The 21584-nt window shown below is 41.4% G+C and carries 22 protein-coding genes; 2 read left to right on the top strand and 20 right to left on the bottom strand.

Annotated features, from left to right (window positions below):
* Positions 1 to 444: 444 nt before the first annotated feature.
* Positions 445 to 996, bottom strand: coding sequence for a hypothetical protein (locus G7092_RS17675; RefSeq protein ID WP_129568227.1), 552 nt, complete (start codon positions 994 to 996; stop codon positions 445 to 447).
* Positions 997 to 1317: 321 nt separating this feature from the next.
* Here G7092_RS17675 and G7092_RS17670 point away from each other — a divergent pair, with 321 nt between their 5' ends.
* Positions 1318 to 1551, top strand: a complete 234-nt coding sequence (locus G7092_RS17670; protein WP_129568228.1) for a hypothetical protein — start codon at positions 1318 to 1320, stop codon at positions 1549 to 1551.
* Positions 1552 to 1866: 315 nt separating this feature from the next.
* Here G7092_RS17670 and G7092_RS17665 read toward each other — a convergent pair whose 3' ends face one another.
* The 14 genes from G7092_RS17665 to G7092_RS17605 form a co-directional block, all read right to left on the bottom strand.
* Complete coding sequence (locus tag G7092_RS17665) at positions 1867 to 2034, bottom strand: hypothetical protein (protein ID WP_166091212.1); 168 nt, start codon at positions 2032 to 2034, stop codon at positions 1867 to 1869.
* 171 nt (positions 2035 to 2205) lie between these two features.
* On the bottom strand, positions 2206 to 3603 hold the full coding sequence (locus G7092_RS17660; RefSeq protein ID WP_202985346.1) for a vitamin K epoxide reductase family protein: 1398 nt from the start codon (positions 3601 to 3603) through the stop codon (positions 2206 to 2208).
* A gap of 31 nt (positions 3604 to 3634) precedes the next feature.
* Positions 3635 to 4711: an NAD-dependent epimerase/dehydratase family protein gene (locus tag G7092_RS17655; protein ID WP_112658277.1), complete on the bottom strand. Its 1077-nt coding sequence runs from the start codon at positions 4709 to 4711 to the stop codon at positions 3635 to 3637.
* A gap of 29 nt (positions 4712 to 4740) precedes the next feature.
* Complete coding sequence (locus G7092_RS31070) at positions 4741 to 5097, bottom strand: four-helix bundle copper-binding protein (protein ID WP_498366045.1); 357 nt, start codon at positions 5095 to 5097, stop codon at positions 4741 to 4743.
* A 102-nt stretch (positions 5098 to 5199) separates the two neighbouring features.
* The gene (locus tag G7092_RS17645) at positions 5200 to 5544 is read right to left on the bottom strand and encodes a four-helix bundle copper-binding protein (protein WP_112658193.1); all 345 of its coding nucleotides are present in this window, start codon (positions 5542 to 5544) and stop codon (positions 5200 to 5202) included.
* Positions 5545 to 5584: 40 nt separating this feature from the next.
* Positions 5585 to 6205, bottom strand: a complete 621-nt coding sequence (locus tag G7092_RS17640; protein ID WP_112658191.1) for a DUF305 domain-containing protein — start codon at positions 6203 to 6205, stop codon at positions 5585 to 5587.
* A 29-nt stretch (positions 6206 to 6234) separates the two neighbouring features.
* Positions 6235 to 6912 carry a DUF305 domain-containing protein gene (locus tag G7092_RS17635; protein WP_112658189.1) on the bottom strand — a complete coding sequence of 226 codons (678 nt, stop codon included), beginning with the start codon at positions 6910 to 6912 and terminating at the stop codon, positions 6235 to 6237.
* Positions 6913 to 6957: 45 nt separating this feature from the next.
* Positions 6958 to 9756 (bottom strand): multicopper oxidase domain-containing protein, encoded by a 2799-nt coding sequence (locus tag G7092_RS17630; RefSeq protein WP_166091209.1) that lies wholly within the window; start codon positions 9754 to 9756, stop codon positions 6958 to 6960.
* An 85-nt stretch (positions 9757 to 9841) separates the two neighbouring features.
* Positions 9842 to 10405: a helix-turn-helix domain-containing protein gene (locus G7092_RS17625; protein ID WP_112658185.1), complete on the bottom strand. Its 564-nt coding sequence runs from the start codon at positions 10403 to 10405 to the stop codon at positions 9842 to 9844.
* A 68-nt stretch (positions 10406 to 10473) separates the two neighbouring features.
* Positions 10474 to 10905 carry an HYC_CC_PP family protein gene (locus G7092_RS31065; protein WP_112658183.1) on the bottom strand — a complete coding sequence of 144 codons (432 nt, stop codon included), beginning with the start codon at positions 10903 to 10905 and terminating at the stop codon, positions 10474 to 10476.
* A 104-nt stretch (positions 10906 to 11009) separates the two neighbouring features.
* Positions 11010 to 11222 carry a heavy-metal-associated domain-containing protein gene (locus tag G7092_RS17620; protein ID WP_129568229.1) on the bottom strand — a complete coding sequence of 71 codons (213 nt, stop codon included), beginning with the start codon at positions 11220 to 11222 and terminating at the stop codon, positions 11010 to 11012.
* 14 nt (positions 11223 to 11236) lie between these two features.
* Entirely contained in the window at positions 11237 to 13468 is a 2232-nt protein-coding gene (locus G7092_RS17615; protein WP_129568230.1) for a heavy metal translocating P-type ATPase, read from the bottom strand.
* Between the two features lie 424 nt (positions 13469 to 13892).
* Positions 13893 to 14555 (bottom strand): DUF305 domain-containing protein, encoded by a 663-nt coding sequence (locus G7092_RS17610; RefSeq protein ID WP_129568231.1) that lies wholly within the window; start codon positions 14553 to 14555, stop codon positions 13893 to 13895.
* Between the two features lie 53 nt (positions 14556 to 14608).
* Positions 14609 to 15139 (bottom strand): DUF2231 domain-containing protein, encoded by a 531-nt coding sequence (locus G7092_RS17605; protein ID WP_112658175.1) that lies wholly within the window; start codon positions 15137 to 15139, stop codon positions 14609 to 14611.
* 141 nt (positions 15140 to 15280) lie between these two features.
* Between G7092_RS17605 and G7092_RS17600 the strand changes: the two genes are divergently transcribed.
* The gene (locus G7092_RS17600; RefSeq protein ID WP_112658173.1) at positions 15281 to 15496 is read left to right on the top strand and encodes a hypothetical protein; all 216 of its coding nucleotides are present in this window, start codon (positions 15281 to 15283) and stop codon (positions 15494 to 15496) included.
* A gap of 904 nt (positions 15497 to 16400) precedes the next feature.
* Here G7092_RS17600 and G7092_RS17595 read toward each other — a convergent pair.
* The 5 genes from G7092_RS17595 to rseP form a co-directional block, all read right to left on the bottom strand.
* A complete protein-coding gene (locus G7092_RS17595) occupies positions 16401 to 16766 on the bottom strand; it encodes a hypothetical protein (protein ID WP_166091208.1) in 366 nt (121 codons plus the stop codon).
* A gap of 572 nt (positions 16767 to 17338) precedes the next feature.
* Positions 17339 to 19018 (bottom strand): peptidase associated/transthyretin-like domain-containing protein, encoded by a 1680-nt coding sequence (locus tag G7092_RS17590; protein ID WP_129568233.1) that lies wholly within the window; start codon positions 19016 to 19018, stop codon positions 17339 to 17341.
* A 133-nt stretch (positions 19019 to 19151) separates the two neighbouring features.
* Entirely contained in the window at positions 19152 to 19640 is a 489-nt protein-coding gene (locus tag G7092_RS17585) for an HD domain-containing protein (RefSeq protein WP_129568234.1), read from the bottom strand.
* Complete coding sequence (locus G7092_RS17580) at positions 19637 to 20236, bottom strand: hypothetical protein (protein WP_129568235.1); 600 nt, start codon at positions 20234 to 20236, stop codon at positions 19637 to 19639. The genes G7092_RS17585 and G7092_RS17580 overlap by 4 nt, the downstream gene beginning before the upstream one ends.
* A 9-nt stretch (positions 20237 to 20245) precedes the next feature.
* Positions 20246 to 21583 carry an RIP metalloprotease RseP gene (gene rseP / locus G7092_RS17575; RefSeq protein WP_129568236.1) on the bottom strand — a complete coding sequence of 446 codons (1338 nt, stop codon included), beginning with the start codon at positions 21581 to 21583 and terminating at the stop codon, positions 20246 to 20248.
* Position 21584 lies beyond the last annotated feature (1 nt).

Below are 21584 nucleotides of genomic sequence, written 5' to 3'. Positions count from 1 at the left end.
AATTACAAATAAGTCACAATGATACAAGAAATCACTTAGAAAATAAAACTTTATTAAAGTAAATTAAAAACTTCTTGCTGCAGTTGGCGTAAATCACACTTTCAAGGCTACATAGCCTACTCAATTATTTATGAAAGTTTAATGATTAATTTGAAACTGTGAATAGATATAGCCGAGTGTGAATAATTTGCTAAACAGTGTAAAACGCCGCTATTGTAATATTGAAGAGATTAATATAAATATTCAGAAAGAATCTTCACTTTAGGTTTTAAAGTAAGATAGTTTTTCGTTTTAAAAAAAAGATTGCTCGCAAAAGCTGGACGTAATGTCGTCCTCAGACTTGCGTCCTAATAACTGGAAATCGATTTAAATTTAAGGCATCACCTATTAAGATAAGTTTTAATAAGAAAACTGCGAAAAGGTCTCTATTAAATTCATGGGTCCTTATTTTGAAGCATTATATTGTTGTATCAATTTTCTGATAACCTTAAAATTGTATTTATTTTGTTGCTTGAAGGCAAGGTAGACCTGCTGTTTATCATTGATCAGATCGGTAAAGTGTTGGACTAATTGTTTGTCTGTTCCAAACAAACGCCTTTCGTTATTAATTTCGACCAGTGGCATATTCTTTTTATTTGCATACCAATACTTGGTAGTTGCTCTGTAACGATGAGATATCAATTCATACAAGTTAATTTCCCCGCGTTCGAGCAGGGCAACGAAAGTTGGCTTATCTTGACCTGGTAAAATGGCGGCTATGAATGTCTGAGGATTCATTTTTGACCAATGATAATCCTTTAGCTTATCTTCAGTTACCGACCCAAAATTCGTACTTCCGGGTAATTCATATAGAATATTTCCCAACCAGTTATATTTCAGTTTTACGGCGATGGTATCACCTTGTTTTGTAATAATATAATCGTTGGGCATCTTTTGAGCATAAGCACCTTTCAGGGATAAAAGAAGCACAATTGAGAGGGCGATAATCCTGGTCATAATATAAATTTTAATAGATAAAATTAACTTATTATTATGATGGTAACGTTATGAACTTGCCCATATTATGTAACAATACAGGTTGAAAGCAAAATTTAAAACCGCCTTTTAATTGACGGCGACAAAGGCGTATCTTATTCTGGCGTAATAAGAAATTATAAATGGTTCGTGTGACCGCTGTAGATCAAACGCTCTTTGCGCAGGATCTTTACCTTCGTTTTTCTGGATAATTCACCTACTCATTAATCCGGGTTCCGACCGTATATTTCGGATATCCACTATTTAATAAAACAAATGCGTTCGGGTAATCTTTATACTAATATGGAAAATCATTTCTTTATTAAAGCGCCTTTATGTTTTAACGCGCTGTCCAAAACCCTCGAAATCAATCACGAAGAGGAAATTTTCAGGGTCTCTTTAAATGGAACAACAATCGGCGCGGTTACCAGCAACGAAGATAAAAGCTGGGACCTGGCCGGGGGTGAACTTGATCAGGAAACAGTGAATTTGATAGGCGAAGGCATCGAAAAATATTATGATGAACATTACAGTTAATTTTTAATGTCTTAGTGCACTCAACCAGAAAAGCCCCGCCTAATCGTTTCGTAGGAAAACCCTTTGAAGAAGCTGCCTTTTCATTACCTGTCAAGATTCGTAACAATTGGGTAATTATCGTGCTTAATAATAGGATAACGAAAGAAAAGGAGGATGATTCCGAGTAAAGCGTATACCGCCAGGCTACTTTCGCTTTCATCTTTCGTTCTCATTTTATTAAAGCGTGCAGCCAGCACCTTTGTTCCGCCTTCCTGAATGTTTTTATATTCCGATTTGACGTAGGCGAGGATATTTTTTACATCCTGATCAGCAAGGTTAGTAAAACAGCCATGGCCTGCTGGTTAAACTGCTTATATATTTCCACCACTTAGGATCTTTCTTTGTGATCAGCGCCCGGTTATTTTGTATCCATTGGATCAGGTATTCCTCCTTATGTCCGATGGTAACCATCGGCCCGGGCCGGCCCTTCCGGTAGCGAGTCAATTTTATGACATGTGCCAAAATTATTGGCCGCCAATAACTTTTCCTTTCACCGCATCCGGGCCATTACAAAACAGTTACCGTAGTCGTTAGAACGTAAACAATTAAAATACTTTTAGCTGTGGTCTTATTTAATAGGTTTCATTGTTACGCTCTATGCCACGGTGCCGCTGTTTAAAAAATATATCGGTTAAATGTTCCGTATTTTTCCTTTATCCTTCCTTTTGGTAAACTAAGGGCCAGCAATACCAGACCGGACACTATGCCGTTCCATAAAGCAAAAGGCGGCACCCCTTTTACCAGAAGTATGGCTGCGATCAGCCAAAGGACGAAAATAAAATTAAGGAACCGTAAGGTCCGGCCAACCTCCGCCATGGCAATCACCGAAAAAGTGACCACTAATGCCCCAAGCGTTGTAAAGTAATTAGCGGTTTTACCGGTTATATTGAAATTTCCAGGATACAACATCCACCACAACCCTATAGCTGTGCACAACAGTAAACTCCAGGGCAGGTTCATTCCCCAGCCCATAGCCGGAAGTGTTTTGGAAATCGAATCCGTAAATAGCGGAGTGCGCACATCTTTACTGCCGCCTTTAACCGTGTCGCCCATCCAAAAAGTACGCCAAAAAGGCTTGCCTTCTTTTACCCGTCTGGTTAAAAATTGGATCATAGCTACCACTTCATCCAGTGTAAGGGGTATCATTACGACCATAGCGACAGCAGTTGTAAGACAAATAGTACACCAGTGTCCAACGGAAACCGGCTGCAATGTAATCAACACGATGCTGATCACACCGAGCGGAATGACCAGTATACCAAAAAAGCTGACCATCCATGGCATCGTACGCCACCGGTTCGACATACCCATATAGCCCATCAGCGCTTCTATGGTATAGGAAAGGTTACCCAGACCGGCATCAGATATAGGGAAAGATTTAGAAACCGAGGAGGTTAAAACCTTTTCAGTTCCCATGCTAAAAAAAGGGTCCCAGGCGTGATGGATATAGCCTAATTGATAAGCGGTTAAATAGCGGGAACAAAAAAAACCGATCCAGCCCAGTATGATAATGGGAGTGCGTTGCAGCCAGGTTGAAGGATTGTACGACCAGCCCGGCGGCGTATCTGGCCCCGGAGGCATCGTCATCATCATCTGCATCATACCAGGCATTTCCGGAATAAGCACCGATAAACCGATGGCAAAGACACCGGCTATACTATCAGTTATGTAAGCTGTCGCGTCGGGTGACCAAAAAATCAGCGGAGCGAACAGGAGCCATACACCAACAAACGCAGAAGCCCATGGTGCCCAAAGGCGGAAAGGGTTAGCCGAAAGTAAACTAAAGATAACCAGAAGCACCCCGCTGATAAGATCGCTATAGGTCATTGCGGCACTTTTATAACCAAACGTAAAAGGTGCTGCCATAAGAAAAAAACCGAGCAGGACATTCGTAACGTGTGTCCAATACAAGTTATTGTAATGTTCAACGATCATTTTTGTTTGATCTGCCAGCTGCTTTTGGGAAAATGGTTCACCTTGCGGCGACATGGAAGAATCATCGTGCTGCTTCATATAATTAGAATTTGGTTAAACCATAGTGGGGTTATTTTTTTAGTTTATTTACCTTATAGAACTTCTCTGGGTTTGCTTTTAGATTTTTAACAATTTCTGGCAAGGTATCGCTTAGCGCATGTTTTGGCCTCCAGTCGATCACCTGTTTTGCTTTCGTACTGTCCAGCTCGAAATGATCATCCGCCAAATCGATCATCCAGGGCTTTATAAATGCCTTGCCAAAAAGATTTAACATAAATGCGCCGGTTTTGGCAAACCACTTCGGTATCCGAATGATGTCTGATTTTTTGCCATTAATTGCTTTAGTGATGATATCCTGTAGTTCCTGATAAGCTAAGGTTTCGTTATCTCCGATATTCAAGATCACTTTTGGAGGCAACTCTTTCCTTTTGTCTATGACTTTAACAATAGAATCTACCAGATCATCAAGGTGAACATACGTACTGCCATGAGATATATCGCCAGGGTAAAGCCTTGCACTGATCTGCTCTTCATAAATACGCTGTATCTGGTTAGTAATGGGTATTGAATTGCCCTGTTCGTCATAAACGCCTGCTATACGCATTATCACGACCGGAATTTTACCTCTTTTCTCGTTCAGAACTTTTTCAGTTGCCACTTTTGACTTAGGGTAGTCCCACTTAGGCTTCAGCGGCCATTCCTCGTCCATTTTTACGCCCGGCGATGATGGTTTATATACAAGCATACTACTCGAAAATAAAAACTGGTCTACCTTAAATTTCTGAAGATTTTTTAATAACCTTTCCGTCCCTTTGACCGTTACTTTATCATATAAGTCAGAAGGCTTTCCTAAAAAATCGTAATAAGCTGCCAGATGTACTACAGATGCAATTTGGTTTCCGTAAGCATACCGAATCCGTTCAAAAGCAAATTCGACGCTTTGATCAGAGGTAAGGTCAACACAAATGCATTCAGCTTCGGCAGGTGGAAAAGGATAACCGGCGTTGTCTAATCCTGCAATAAGAAATCTTGAAGCCAGCTTTTCAATAAGCGCGGTACCTATCAACCCGCTGGCACCTGATACAACGATCAGTTCCTTCTGTATTGCACGGGGTTTGTTTGTCCTCTCTGTTTGTTCTTTTTCCATCTGTTCTACCAATTTAAATAGGTGGTTTTTTAATTTAAGCAATTCAGCCGCGAAAGTATATACTGACAGGCTTGCGCACATTCCGCGCAAGCCTGACTGCATTCACTGCTATGTTCAATTCCCATGCCGCAGAGCCTTTCGAGTTCTTCTCCGCAGGAAGTACAAATAAATGCACAAACCTGGCATAAATGTGGGGTAGTGATGTCATCCATTGTCAGCTCTAACGCCATTGCCCGGCAAACAGACGCACAATCCAAAGTCATGCGTATTCCCGTTTCCAACTCAGGTAAGGAAGCCTGTTGCATATTTTGAGCGGAACAGTATCCACAAATCTCAGCACACCGCTCAAACTTGTGGATAAGTTCCTGTTGATATAGATTGGACATCGTTTACTTTAAAATAATAATCGGCATAATCTCACCTTGATTTCTTTTTGACGAAACATTTGCTGCAATAATGTCAAGCGTACCAAAAGTGTCATTTCATAATCAAACACTAGTAGCCATTTGTTCACAGGCTTCAGCGCATTTGCGGCATGTTTCCGCACATTCGCTACAGTGTTCCATGCCCATCTGCGCATGTTTTTCGCATTCTTCCGCACATGCTTTGCAAACATCGGCACAGATACGGCACATATGCGCGCTATACTCACTGCCTAAACTCATCAACTCCGCCGCTGAACGGCAAACGGTCGCACACTCCAAATCAAGTTGAATACACCTTGCCATCATTTTGACTTCTTCCTCATTTAAGCATTCTGTAGCGCAATGGCTACAAGCAACCGCACATGCTACACAAGCATCAATGCAATCTTTGAATTTTTGATGTGACATAATTTTTCGATTATATGGTTAGAATTAATGAATGATGAAGTTATTTATTACCATTTGCCAGCAGCCAATCCTGAAACTGACCGATCTCTTTGGTTTGGCTGTCTATAATACTTTGGGCCATCGTTTTCATCGCATTTTCCGAACCCTTCAAAAGTTCTAAGCGTGAATTTTCAGTTGCCGTTTGGTGATGCCCAATCATAAGTATGGCGAAATCGTGATCGATCCTTCCATCGATAATCTGTAGATCGGCTTGTTTCATGCCTTTTTGCATATCCATCATCTGTTGCATGTCGAAATCCGGGTCGTTGCCGTGTGCCGGATGTGATTTTAAAAACGATGTCAACTGGGCAATCTCTGTCTGCTGAGCTGTAATGATGGATTGAGCCATTTGCTTCATGGTTGCATCAGTTCCGCTTTTTAGTTCAAGGTTGGCCATGTCAATTGCCCCCTGGTGATGGATGCGCATCATCAGCGCGAAGTCGTTATCCGGATCCTTGGTCATTTTTAACGTATCCATTTTCGCCATGGTAGCGTGCATGATCGCCATCATTTGATTTTGGTCATGCGCCTGTAATTGCAATTGGTTGCTGTTGTCTTTCTTACATGCACTGCATATCGCCATAAAAGCAGTTAAGATTGAAAGTTTAAATAGAATTTTCATGGTAATGTGTTTATATTAAATTATCGATTTTATCCTTTATGATTGGTCTTCCATTGCTGGAACGCTTTGATATCCTGGCTTTGCTGCGGAATGGATTTTTGTGCCATTGAACGAAGTTTGTCTGTTTTGCTGTAGGCTATTATACTTTTTGCCATTTGAATGCCGTCGGTATGATGTTTAATCATCATGTCAGCAAATTCATGATCCACCGAGGACATCGACATATGGCCCGGTTTTATCATAGACATCATATCATCTTGCATCGCTTTTGCCGGTCCTGAATTTTTTTTCATGGGATCATAGTTTTTCGGGGCGCTTTGCAAAGAAGCGATCAACTTATCCAAGTCTGAAACTTCCTTCGTTTGGTCATCAATGATCTTTTGGGCCAGTGTTTTCAACTTGGCGTCTTTGCCGTCCTGAAGTTCGATTTTGGCCATATTAATGGCTCCCTGGTGGTGGATTTTTAACATCGACGCGAAATCGAGGTCGACGATGCCTTTCATTGGCTGCGACTCCATATCTTTCATCATCTTATTCATTACCTCCATTAATTCGTCACCATGGAGCGCTTTTTTAATTTCAGAGCTTGAAATATTAAGCACTGCATTTGCCGGTAACCGGCCAGTCCCGATAACTGATCCATTAGCGTTGTTTAAGCTTATTGCATTAATTGTCAAAAATGGGATGATTAAAATTGCTGTTTTCATAGTTTTAGTTTTAGTTTTATTTGTTTTATGATTACATGATAGATTTTATAAGATGATGGTCAGACCTCCGCCAAAACCATATTGGTTATCGTAGCTTGCCGAAACCGCAAAATTTTTGGTAAGGATATAACGCGTGTCGACCTGGAACTCATTATCTGTATTATAAGAGGAGCCCATGTACAGCCTCGTAGTAAGTGGTATGTCCTCCCGGCTAATCGTGAAGCGAAACTGCCCTTTACTGCTGATACGCGCATCTGTTTGTAAGAAAAGCGGAAGAAGGTAGCGCAAACCAACTACCGCGCTGTTATCGCCGTTACGACGAAACAGCCTCCCCTTTTCTGTCTGCTCAAAGTTGCCCCCCACATAAGCAGCCAAATACTGGTTATTATCCAGGTACCGCTGGAAACGCGGGTCAATTTCATAACGTCCGTCGTAGCTGAACCTGTAATTAGCGTTGAATTCATACCGCGTATTCGATATGAAAATGGACCCGACACTGGTTTGTGAATGAAAGGAGGCCATGCCCCAGGTATACCACCGGCGATCATCTTTTAAAAGGGGGTTATTTTTCTGATAGGGCGCAACCTCGGCATTGCTGGGGTTATCTTCATAACGGACTACTCTGGCCATACCGGACATCATATGATATAAGGTATGACAGTGAAAAAACCAATCATGCGCTTCATCTGCTAAAAATTCAATCGTCTTAACCTGCATAGGTTCGATACTGACGGTATGCTTCAGCGGCGCGGAATCACCCATAGCATTCAGAACCCGGAAAAAGTGCCCATGCAAGTGCATAGGATGCTCCATCATCGTGGTATTATGTAAAACAAACCGTACAACCTCGCCTTTTCTGATCAATAATTTGTCTGCTTCCGATAGAGCTTTATTGTTGATCAGCCACGTGTAGCGAATCATACTGCCGGTAAGATAAAGGTGGTAAGTCCTGACCGTATGGTTCCCTTCTATGGCTGTGGAACTGTTGGCCTGAAGCATATCGTAGGTCAGTATTTTCCCTTCACCACCTAATCCAAGCAGCATAGAACCACCCGGCCCCATCTTTGTGCCCTTACCGTCATCGGTCATATTCATGCTTCCCATGTCTCCCATATCCATGTTACCCATGTCTTTCTGCTGGCCGCCCATACCTGGTTTCGTGTCTTTCATGGGCATTTTTTTCCCTTTTTCGCCGACCATTTTTTTCATGCTTGAATCGCCCTTCATGTCCATGCCGTTCATCTTCATTTCAGGCATAGGCTTAGCTGCTTTATCATCCATTTTCATGTCACCCATATCCATGCCATCCATTTTCATTTTGCCGGTACTTTTGCTGAATTCCAGGCCGTCGTTTTTTACTTTTGAGTTGGGCACGGAATTCATAGACATATTCATCTGGCTCATCATCCGGTTAAAGGTGTGCGTCAATTTATAATACGGCACGGGAGGAATGTCTTTCACTTTAACTTCGGCACCAGAACCAAACCAGGCCGACACTTTCCCTGAGACATCCTGATAGGTCGCACGGAATTCATATTTGCCTTTTAAGGGTATTTTGACAAGTACGTCATAAGTTTCTGCCGTTCCGATCAGGATCTTGTCAACCGTCACAGGTTTTACAGCCAGGCCATCAGCCGCGATCACCGTCATCTGGCTTCCGGCGTAATTCAACCAAAAGTAACTGGAAGATGAACCGTTGATAATGCGCAACCTAACGATCTCGCCCGGTTTGAATTTCGACAACTGCTGATCAGTATAGCCATTGACCAGAAACCGGTCGTATTTGACATCCGCCAGATCCATGGCCGGCATACGCCTCCAGTCCAGCTTTAATTTATCGCCCAGGTAACCTTTTGTGATCGCTCCGCCGTAACTGAGTACGCTTCCTTTCTGAATGGAGAACCAGTCGGTTCCACGTTTTAACATCCTTTGCACTTCTTTCGGTTTATAATCCGTCCAGTCGGAAAAAAGCATCACTTGTTCGGGGTATTCTTTGCTTTTCATTTGAGGATGTATCACAATGGAGCCGTAAAGACCAGACTGTTCGTCCAAATCTGTATGTGAATGATACCAGAAAGTACCGGTTTGCCTGAGAGGTATAATAAACAGATGGGTGGAATCCGGCATGATCGGCACTGTGGTCAGATAAGGCACACCGTCGTACTGATTGGGCACCAAAACACCATGCCAGTGAATAGACGTTTCTGTTTTCATCCGGTTGTGAACACGAATATAAGCAGTGTCTCCTTCCGTAAATGATAGCGTGGGGCCTGGTATATGGCCGTTTATCGCCATTGCTTTTACCGGTTTTCCGGTATAGTTAGCAATAGTATCCGTGATATAGAGGTCGTAGTTTATCCGTTTGCCGGCATGAATAAAATGATCATTCAGGGTAGAGGACATACTGGCTATAGTGTCCTTTCCCTGTTTAGTCATCGCTTTCATAGGCATACCCGGCATCCCGTCACCCATTTTCATTTGTTTCTGCATATCCATTTGCTTCATGCCAGTATCTTGCATCTTCATTCCGGGCATTGCCGTTTTGTCCTTCATATTCATTCCGGGCATACGTTCCTTGCTCATTTTCATCCCTGGCATTCCCGTCTTTTCCTTCATATTCATTCCGGGCATACTTTCCTTGCTCATATTCATCCCTGGCATGGCCTTACTTCTTTTTTTAATGCCCGAACGCTTACCTGAACTGCCCTCCATTTTCATCCCTGGCATCCCCGAAGTATTTTTTGAAGGCACATGATGAGTCACCGCAGTCGACTTTGCAGGTTTTTTTATGACATTTTTTGAGGCAGGCATCGGCATTTTCATGTGCATGGTGGTGTCGCCCATACGCATTTTTTTTTGTTGACATTGGGCTGAATGACCAAATCCAAGCAGTAAGATGATTATTAAGTTAATGGTGATTTTCATGAGCTTAAATTTTATCCAGTGGTTTCCTGTCGCTTTTATTGATTGATTTATATTCACTTGGAGTCAAACCAGTGATGCTTTTAAATTGATTAGACAAATGTGCATTGCTGCTATAACCCATAACATTAGCTATTTCATTCATATTCAGCTCACCATATTGCAGCAATTCCTTCACCTTTGCTATCTTTTGCTGAATGATGAACTTTTCGATAGTTACATCCTCGTGATCGGAGAATATACGACTCAGATATGAATATTCCATTTGCAGGGATTCGGCAAGCATACTGCTGAGGGTTTGATGAACATCGGTCAGGTCGGAATGGTGAATCAGCTTGATAACGGTATTTTTGATCTTTTCTACCAGCCGGTCACGTTCCTTATCGATGATCTCAAAACCCAGGATCTTTAACGAGGAAGCTATCTGCTGCATCTGTGCCTCGTTAGGTTCGGGATGGAACTGAACCTCACCAAGGCTGATGTCAGAGATCAGAAAATTATGATTATCAATTTGTTGTTTGACGACCATAATGCAACGGTCGCAAACCATATTTTTTATATGAAGAAGCATATTCGATTTTCAAGTGGTTAATGATTGAACATTAAAATACCAGCCGCGTGGGGTGCGGCAGCTAAAAATCAAATGAGGATGGAACGATTTAGAATGTATATAAATGGCTTCGAGGCATCAGGCGGTGCTTTAGAAATAGGCCATTTGAATTGATCTGTGCGTGTCTGAACAACAATATCCTGGCAATATGAGACGCCGTGAAGTGGAGGTTGATACACCTCCAAATGTAATTCTGATGATCCGGCAATATTTTCCTTGATCACCGATAAGTTCTGCTGGTTGCAGCAAGTACAATGTTGACTTCTTATTTGATAAGCGGAGTCTTCCGATGGCTCGTCACAGCAATGATCGTCGTCACAAGAATCAGTTTTAGACAATGCGGCCCCCTTGTTAACATAGCCGGGGCCTGCATCGGCACAACAATGAAAAAAGCAGGCTGATACCCCTGATGTTAACATCAGGTATAAGGCCGCCAAGATCAGTGCACTAAACTTCTTCATTCCTTATTACTACACAAAAAAGTTACAATTGTTCTTGGCTATATATTTTTCTTTTAAATTAAAATCCCGCTGACATCGCAGCAGGATTTCTGTCTGCTAGTTTGCTAATCAATTCTTTGTGCAAAATAGCCTTTTGCCGTCACGCTTTCGATGATCTGTTCGGCAGTCAATCCTTCTGCCTGCACGGTAAGCACCTTGTCGCGATTGGCTGTATCTACCTCCCATTTATCTATACCCTTTAAATTGTCTAATGATGGGGTTACAGCTGCTATGCAGCCACCACAGTTGATATTCGTTTTGAATTTGAAAGTTTCCATGTTATTGATTTATATTAAATGTTAATTTTTGACAATTTCAGCCGGAGGCTATTGCTCACCACAGATACGGAGCTTAGTGCCATAGCCGCCCCGGCGATCATCGGATTCAATAGGAATCCATTAAAAGGATATAACAATCCCGCCGCAATAGGTATGCCGATCAGGTTGTAAACAAATGCCCAAAACAAATTCTGTCTTATGGTACGGACCGTCAGCCGCGAAAGCTTTAACGCTTTGGCGATCTGCGTAAGATCGGGCGATATTAGCGTGATCTTAGCAACATCCATTGCGATATCTGAACCCTGTCCCATCGCGATGGAAAGATTAGCTTGCGCGAGCGCCTGGCTGTCATTGATACCGTCGCCGACCATAGCTACGACCTTTCCATCGGCTTGCAGTTGTTTAACAAAGTCTGCTTTATCTGAAGGCAACGCTTCTGCTATGACATGATCAATTCCTGCTGCAGCTGCAATGTTGTTCGCCGTTTGCCGGTTGTCACCTGTGACCATATAAACTTCGATGCCTTGTTTTTTTAAATCTTCTACCGCCTGCGCGGAATTGCTTTTAATCTTGTCTTGAATGCCGACGATCCCCAGTACCGATGTATGATCTGCAAAATAGATAACAGTCTTAGCGGAATTCAGCCACAGATCCTGTTGCTTTTTCAAATCATCCGGTATTTTGATGTTAATGCTGTTAACCAGTTTTGGGCTACCGGCCAAATAAGGCTTTCCGTCACGCAAACCTTCAACCCCACGTCCGGTTAGGCTTTTAAAATAACTCATGGAAACAGGTTTTATAGCGAGATTTTTAAGATGTTCTACAATGGCCGCCGCCAAAGGATGTTCTGATTGCTGTTCTAACGACAGCAAAATCCCTGCAAGAAATGATCGGTCCTCTTCGGCCTCTTTTGTCCAGGCCAGATCTGTGACTTTTGGCTTGCCCTCGGTTAATGTTCCGGTTTTATCAAGAATAACAGCATTAACACGATAACCAAGTTCCAGTGCTTCAGCATCTTTAACAAGAATGCCGTTTTCAGCACCTTTACCGATTCCGACCATAACTGCGGTGGGCGTTGCCAGTCCTAAAGCGCAGGGGCAGGCGATCACCATCACCGTCACCATCGCTAATAGCCCCTGGGTGAGGGCGTGCTGCCCGCCAAACAGTATCCATGCCCCGAAACTCAGCAACGCAATTAACATGACAACCGGCACAAAAATGCCAGCAATTTTATCGACAAGTTTTTGCACCGGCGCTTTTGAACCCTGCGCCTCCTGAACCAAGTGGATGATCTGGGCCAGCATCGTTGCGCTTCCTACTTTTTCGGCCGTAAAACGAAAACTGCCTTTTTGATTTATTGTTCCTGCAAATACCTTATCACCTGCCTTTTTTTCAACGGGAACTGGTTCACCGCTGATCATACTCTCGTCAATAAAAGAGTTCCCTTCAAATAGGACGCCGTCAACGGGGATTTTTTCACCTGGTCGAACCTGCAAACGGTTACCAACCTGAACATCTGCAATGGGCGTTTCTATTTCTCCCTGTTCAGTAATTAGTAATACGGTTTTTGGTTGCAGCCCGATCAATTTTTTGATAGCGGAGGAAGTATTCGATTTGGCCCGCTCTTCCAGAAGCTTGCCCAACATAATAAAGACGATCACTACAGCTGCGGCTTCAAAATATACATGGGGCATCAGCCCTTGACGATACCAGAATTCGGGGTATACGGTATTAAAAACGCTAAATGCAAAAGCGATTCCTGTACTCATCGCGACAAGCGTATCCATATTGGCCCTGCCGTGACAGGCCTGTTTCCAGGCATTGATAAAAAAACTCCTGCCCGCAATAAATAATACAGGCGCTGTCAGTACCAACATGATGTAATTCCCATAAGGAACGTTCATGAAAAACATCCCAATCAATACAACGGGAACGGTTAATATTGAGGCCCAAATGATGTTCTTCTTTAGTTTTTCCAAATGGCTTTGCCGGGCTTCTTCTTGTTTTTTCCTCCCATTAACCGTATCAATGATCAAATCATACCCCACAGATTGTACAGCCTGTTGCAAGGTTGAGGGTTGTATCAAAGCTGGATGGAAGGCTACTTTTACCGACTGTGTAGCATAATTAACTTCCGCCTTTTCTACACCTTTTTGTGCATTGATCATTGATTCTACACTGGCCGCACATCCGGCGCAGGTCATGCCGGTCACAGGAAAAGTAAGTGTTTGAGTTGGTGCTGTCATTCTAAATTAAATATATCGTTACAAAGTTACGCCTCATCTTTTTATCACTATTACATAATTCAGGGAAAGAATTACATAATTATTTAAGTCCAAACTTTTTCTTGGTCAAAACGGGATTGTGCCGTCTTAACATAATTAGTTGCTGTTTAATGCAGGTGCGTATGGAATATCGCCCATAAAACAACAACAATTCCCGCCATGCTTAACAAGAACACAAGCGTATAGATAACTTCCTTAATTATTCTGGCGACTGTCCAGGGCCTTTTCTTTTCAGGGGCGGGCTTTTTAATTTTTTTCTTTTTAGGAATTGACATAGACAATAATTTACGGGATAGTGTAATCGAAAGGTCAATTTGTAAGCTCTTACTTAAAAGTTAACGCTCGGCAATGTTCTTGTCTGTTACTTTAACGAATGACGCAGCAATTAAAGATGTTCCGGTCTGTTTATGGCAGGTCTGCCACTTCGCTGATAATAGGCTGATAATTCGCCCATTTCCGTACGTAAACGCTTTATTAGCTTTTTAGAAAAAGCCCCCAGTTCCTTATCATGCCCATACTTCGATAATAGCTTGGCCATTTTTAAACCTTGCTGGTCGAGGTCAATCATCAGCAGCACAAACTCCTCGTCGGTTGTTAGCCTACTTGGAAAAGTGTTTTTTGTATGCTGGGCAAACGAATCTATTTGGCGGCTTATGCCGGTTTCTTTATGTCCGGAATCATAGTTTACATGGAAATTCACTTTAACCAGGAAATTATTCAATTCTAAAGTTTCATGAATACGGTCAGTTATCATTTTCCGGACATTCCGGACCAACAGGTTGTTTTTTCCCTTTTGCATCTCCAGCATTTCCATATCGACAGCACCAAGATTGCTTACGATAATTAACATGACAATATCCCGGTCAGTATTACCCGTCATGAGCAACTGACCGAATTGCACATTCATCTTGTCAATAATACTATTGAAACTAACTGTGGTATCCTGATTATCGAAACCGGACGAGACGTATCTATTCCTGCCATGACCATGAACGGTCACGGCATAAAATAAAAATAACGCAAAAAATCCAAGTGTCTTGTGCCTCATCGGAATTGATCGTATTAGTTGGCCGCATGCTGCCTGATTAGCGGGAAAGCCGGTTATTTCATGGTGGAATCCATCTTCATCAGACTATCTTGTTTGCCGGATTTCGCATGTTCTTTACCCATATCATCCTCTTTCATCAAATATCTGCCCATTGGCCCTACACCGGCGATATGCGTTAACCGTGCACCGTGATGGCCAGCAATGGACAAACAAATAGCAGCAAGTGTAGCTGATACCAGAACGACTGCATTATATGACCTGGAATAAAATTTTGCAAAAACACCTATTGCTTTTAAAAGCAACGTGATGCCCGATAACCATAAAGTGTACTTTGCATACTTCTCGTGCGCTGCAAATATTGCCATAGCAGCCTTAGGCGTATTATCAGCTGGATCAGCATGGAACAAAGTGCTGGCCGCTAATGCGGAAAGAAAAGCCGCGGCCATGATCGCCAATGTGGCCCACCTAATTTGATGCCATTGCGGCTTCGCAACAATAATGACCTGGAAAGCAAATGCCATTAAAATCAATACAATAGGAAAGTGTATAATTAATGGATGTAACGAGGGAAATCCTGAAAACATAGTTTTAATATTTAAGATTTGATATTTGACCGGTTCAAAGCGATACCGGACTCCATAATGAAATAAGCAGGCATTGCTAAAAACAATGGCGCTTAGCAATAACCATTTTCAAGGCATTCCACCAAACATTAACTTTGACTGATGGACGATAAAATGGCCAAAAAAGTCACGGGTCAATTATTCCTTCGAATGATGAAAAGGAAAATTATTGGAGTTTATCAAATCTGGAAACGCTGGATAGCTATCCGCATCGTCCAAGAGGGCGGCCATTGGGAAACCTTTTTACTAGTTTTAATCCGGGGCAATAAACTGGTAATCTTGACGATATGTGGGACACAAGAAAAAAATATTTTCTGAGGTGCGTCAAATGAAATCCTGTTACCTTGGGGTGTTTCTTTGGCCAACGAGTTGAATCGGGACGTGCCGTTCTGACAGCATGCATCTTCCTCGTTTTGAAAACTAGGAGGATGATTATTTTTTTCGTTTAAGGAGCGGTAAACATTAACCTTATTAACTATGGTATGAAAACCATTCTGATGTTCATGATGATCAGGCAGATCCTGAAAAGTCTGGTGCAAAGTACAACCAAGCCCAATAATAGAGTTGAGCAAAAAGATAAATAACAGAAGCGCCGCTTTTTTTCTCATTAACTATCTAAGTTAACATTTTTATTGTTATTTTGTTTCGTAAACCTATACTTTATTGGCCTTTGCTGTAATTGCTGCTTATCAGTTGTTAAAGTGGGGCAATTTATATCCGTGTTCACTTATTACTCCACGCAAATTTGCTCAAGGTCAGCCAAGTTTGTACAGGTCTGCCTGGTTAAAGTTAAAAACATTATTACGGCGAGCTATACAGAAAACTTTTACAGTAAGCTAATACTTGCATTTGTAAAGTGGCAGAGTCGTTACTTTAGAACAGCCTTGGTACAGGTGCGCTTCAGTGGATAAATAAATATATTACGTTTAATGTTTATTTCAACAAAATGAAGAAAAAGTCCGTGTTATAGTGCAGAATCCGGTCATTGTCGAATTGTTTTCCTGATATGCGAAGATGAAGGTTATGAGGTAAAGGTTTTAGAATAGATACGCAGAGCCAAATATGACAAGCGATTATTGACTATAATTTGATGTCATCATCCTGGATATCATCAGCCAAAGTGAAGAAGGTACATTATTATGCTTTACGCTAAAAGAAAACCCAAAAACGAAACACATCCCGGTAATCGTACCTTCGACGCATCCAAAGGTCCTGACTGCCCTTAAAGCAGTTTGCGCAGATGACTCCTGCAAAACGCTTTCACTTTGCCAATTGATACTAAATCCATACGGATTCGGTTCATGTTTTCATAGAATTCAATTAGGACAGCTGCAAGCAGATTGCTGGATTTTATGTTTGGCCGGTGATTAACTTGCTGAAATGTTGTAAAAGAGGCCTCAACTGTTAAATTAATGCGTGCGTCTACAGTTTTTTCTTTGGATTTAACCGACATAAAACAGACAAAATGGTTGCTTATTTGACTATGAAAGCGATGAAACAGTGCCGATTGTTGTGAAACGCTGTTTGATTGTCCATTTCTTATTTGGTATTGTACGATTTCATTTGCTCCATCGTACAATGCCAGCATGAGCTTAACATAGTAATTGTCGGAACCGCTTTCCACTGGTATCGCTTTGGAATTTAGCGACGCGGGCAGCAAGCAATTTGCTCAGTGGGAAGTGACTGTCTGAAAGTTATTATTTTTATGGGAATTGAATGGCCTTGAACACCTTGGTTACGCCAATGCTTCCGTAAACCAATAAAGTTATGATAGTGAATGCAGCAAGTTTAAGCTTTGTGAAAGACAGTTCATCCATGTTTTTAAATTAACTGAAGCAACTGGATATTAAGATCGGCTGTAAAATAGTCGTTGAGCAATTTATTGACTTCGACCAATCTGCTGGTATCAAGATCGATAACGGCGACACGGTCAGCGTTTCAAGAAAATTCTTGGAAAGTATCCTGATCAGCTAAATCTCTATGCAACGTCGTAAAAAGAGGGTACCGCAGAACCATACTACGCATTATACACGCAATGTATCGCCACGCCTTGTGTGGATCAAAATTATCCGTATCATTGATCATACTAAGGTATATTAATGTCACTGATGATCATTGAAGGGATTATACAGTATGTCCATGTAATGAGGAAGCACTAACTTATTGTTTTATCAGTACTCCTGCAAAAAGAATTGTGTTTGTGGGTTGAAAATAGGTGTTACCTGAAAGTGTAAAATGATTTCGGGCGAAAGAAACCAGGAGAGAAACGCTATGTGTTATTTCAAATGCACCCGAAAGGCCATAAATAAAATAGTTTGCCTGTCCTTTTTCATTTTCTTTCTTCTCATTGATTGTTAATAGATTGTATCCAAAATAGGGGGCGAGTGTAATAGAGTGTGCATCTTTGTTTAAAACAATGTCATTCGACAAATGAAAAGCATATTGGGAAAAATTAATTTTATCTGTACCGGTGTTCCCCGATCCTTCAAATTGAAAAAACAAGGATCTATATAGGCGAAAATACGTCCCTATCTGAAATCCGTATTTTACAAAACTTGAAATGTGCGTTGATGAGTTTGCAATATTGACAGGGAATTTTATAAAAGTTAACGAATAATGAAAATTATCCTTCGTAAAATAATTTAACCAACTGCTTTTTTGCTTTACTGAGTTCCTGTTTGTTCGTATGGTATCAGTTATATCAGCAGATAATTTACTCAAATAATTGTATCGCTCAGAATGGCTAAGTAGTGTGTCAGCTTTAAGCCAAATTGAAGAATCGCCTTGTTTTGAAATGTTTTGAGTTACATCATTTTCTTGAATTATATCCCCATAGGCAAATGGCCCGATGTTAGATGTGTCTGTTTTTGAGGTAATATAATTGGTTGTTGTAGTGGGATTTTCCTTTTTATAAATGGTATTACCTTTCATATAGGCCTCTTGTACGTACCAGCGGTTACCTAAAAGACGGTAAGCAATATGGTACTGAAGCTTTGACTTGGGCAAAGTGCCATAACGCGTGACGTTAAAGTAACTGATGTCAGCGCCAACAAAAGCATAAGTGGCTGTATCTATATATAATGTTCCACTGGTTGCCTTTTGCTTTTTAGTAGAATCTCTTTGCGAGAAGTTGATGACATAAACATTCCTATCATGATACAATCTTTTTTGCATCAACTGATATTGAAATTCTTTTACTTTCGACGCTGTAATAAAAGGCGCACGGTTATGGATGATGTCAGCATGAGGCACTGTTAAATATCCTCCAATCCATTTGATGAAAATTAAAGATTTGTCAGTAATTGTATCGATTTTATTTTGAATCAGTTTTACTTCTTCATGCTTATTTTCATAATATGAGGGAACATATATTTGTACAATTGCATCGCTATTGAATAAATCTGACCGATTTTTTAAATATTGTAGCCGCATCGCGCCTGTTAATATATAAGGTTTTTGTGGATAATTATCCGGAATACGACTTATTGCCTTTTTTAAAATAGCAGACCCTGTACCCATAATTCTAACTTCAGCAAGTTCAACATAGCTTGCCCGCAATTCTATGTCAAAAGCGTAATTACCAGTAAAGTTTAGAAACAACTGTTTGTACCCGACACTTGTAAAACGAATACCCACTTGTTTAAATTGCGAAAGCTCAATCGTAATTTTGAATTTCCCTAATGAGTCAGTGGCGATACTAGTCTCGCCAACCCGAACTGTAACACCCTGTAAAAAGTTTTTAGAATCAAAGTCCCGGACAATTCCACTTAAGACAATGTTTTGAGCGTTGCAATATATAGTTATAAAGAGTGGCAAGACAAAGACTAAACATTTCTTCATTTTATGAACCAATAAAAGATGATTTGAATCGACATCTATTAAACCAGCGCTGAAATAAGCTTTTTGATATTCAATTGTTTTCTACTCTCCAGAATCTGTTGTCCGTAACCAGTATGATACCGGTGTTTGCTCATCATCCCAATATTCTGTAAATCCCAATCCCGATCAGTAAACCTTTGAGCAAGATTGACGACCATTCTGCCCGGAGGCGAACGGCATAATCATTGTAGTTCTTCTTCGATAAGTGATAGAGATCTGCATCGCAAATGATCTGTTCCAAAAGACCATTGGGTTGTTGCGGGAAGCGGGTTGACCTTATACATTTTATTACTTTTTCAACGAAATCCCTGCTACATGCTTCGGAGCTTAAAAAACCATCGGCAATATTAATACTTGAGTTTTCATGTCCGTCATATTCAAAGCAATAGCCGGTATCGTGAAACCATCCGGCTACCTCCAGAACAACTATATCCTCGTGAGTAACAGCGCTAACCCTGCCAATTTCCTTCACCGCCTCAGCGACATCCTGAGCATGAATTTCGTTATGAAAGTATATATTATTCGGAAGATTTTCAGAGATAAATTTCCTGACGAACCTTTCAGATCTTGCTACAATATTCATTGTCGTTTATTTAGCAGGTCAATCAATGCGTTTTGCTTTTTAATACTATCCCAAGCTAATTTTTTTAAACGCTCGCTTTCACCCATTGATATAAACGCAACACTGATCTGATCCATGTTTTCATAAAATTCGATTAACAGTGCTGTGAGAAGGCTACTTGACGTTTGGTTTTGTTGAAACTCAAACCGGCTGAAATGCTGTAATGCAACATCGGCCATAGCTTTAAAACGCGGATTGACCCGGCTCTCATGTGATTTAACCGCCAGAAAAGCTACATATCGATTGCTCATTTGATCATGAAATCTTTGAAATAATAAGGATTGTTGCGAAACATTGGTATCCGATATTTTGCCAGCCTGCATTTTTATCATGTCGTTTGCGCCGTCATATAAGGCGAGCATCAGCTTGACATAATAATTATCCGTTCCGTTCTCCACCGGTATCGCTTTAAACGTGGATATACGTGTTTGCAGCAATTTGCTAATGGAAGTATCTGATGGAAAACAATAATGTAGCGTTTTTACAGCAGCCCGGACTTTATCAATCGGCCCACAAGCGGAATAGCAAATCAAAAAGGCAACAAATATACTTTTCATGATAAATAATTAAATGATCAGCCGGGCAATGTCAATGTAACATACATAGATAGCGAGAAGCACAATTATGATTAACCCGCTAATCTGAACATAGGCCAGGACCGTCGTGTTCATCGGTTTTCCACGGACTGCTTCGATCCCAATAAACAAAGCTTGACCGCCATCCAGAACCGGCAAGGGCAGTAGATTAAAAAAAGCAATGGCTGTTGAAATCAAAGCAAGCAACCGCCAGAATCGTAGCCAGTCCAGCTTTCCTCCAAAAAGCATTGCGATCCCTATTGGGCCGGTAATTGCGTCGGCGACCTTAACCTTACCCTCCATAATATCCTTTAATCCCTTGGCATTATCGGAAAACGAAGACCAGGTGCGTGTCGCCCCGACACCTAAGGATTGCGGCAAAGTTACCTTTACGGATTTTAATTTGGGGTGAACCGCCTTTAGCGAAAACCCAATATGGCCGTCCTTATCTTTATGGGCAAGTACCTGGCTGGTCTTGCCATCATGAATTACGGTAAGCAATATCTGCTTTTGCTTATTCTCCTGCAGTCTTACCATGAAGTCATCGTACTGATGCAGTGGTTTTCCGTCAAGCGCTACCACGCGGTCATTTTTCTTGATGCCCGCGTTGCGAAGCTCACTGTTGGTATAAATGGAATCGAATTTAAAAATGGTACTCATACGAAAGAATTCCGTTGGCGCTTTATCTGCCAGCAAACGCATGATCTCCGGCGAGATCTTCAGGTGCATATGTACCTTTTCATCCGCTTTACTTCTGATGACCGTTAATATGGTATTTCTTTTAAGGATGCGCGTGCTCAATAATTCATCCTGATAAAAGACGGAGTCGCCGTCAATGGCGACGATCTTGTCGCCGGGCAATAACCCTGCCTTTAACCCAATTTCACCAGGCGTTATTCCGTAATCTGATTTAAGGCGTTGAATGTATCCTTTACCATAGATCGCCGTTTGCACGGAAAAGATGGAAAACGCCAATAACAAATTTAGTATAATACCCCCGGACATGACAATTAACCGCTGCCAGGCGGGCTTAGTCTTATACGATCCGGCTTCCGTTTCAAAATCAGGGACGCTGCCCGGGTCTTCATCTTCAGGCTCGTGAAGTCCAGCCATTTTAATATAGCCTCCCAAGGGGAGCCAGCCTATGCCATACAACGTTCCTTTATACTCAAATTTGAATAAGCTGTAGCCCCAGGCATCAAAAAACAGGTAGAACTTTTCTACTTTTATCCCAAATGCCCTGGCGGCAATAAAATGTCCTAACTCGTGTACCGTCACCAATAAAGAAATACCCAGCATGAACTGAGCTATCATAATCACTACTTGCATA

Origin of the sequence: Mucilaginibacter inviolabilis (assembly GCF_011089895.1) — a bacterium.
GTDB classification, from domain to species: domain Bacteria; phylum Bacteroidota; class Bacteroidia; order Sphingobacteriales; family Sphingobacteriaceae; genus Mucilaginibacter; species Mucilaginibacter inviolabilis.
Note: the sequence above shows the minus strand (reverse complement) of the source record. Positions and strands in the feature narration are given on the sequence as shown.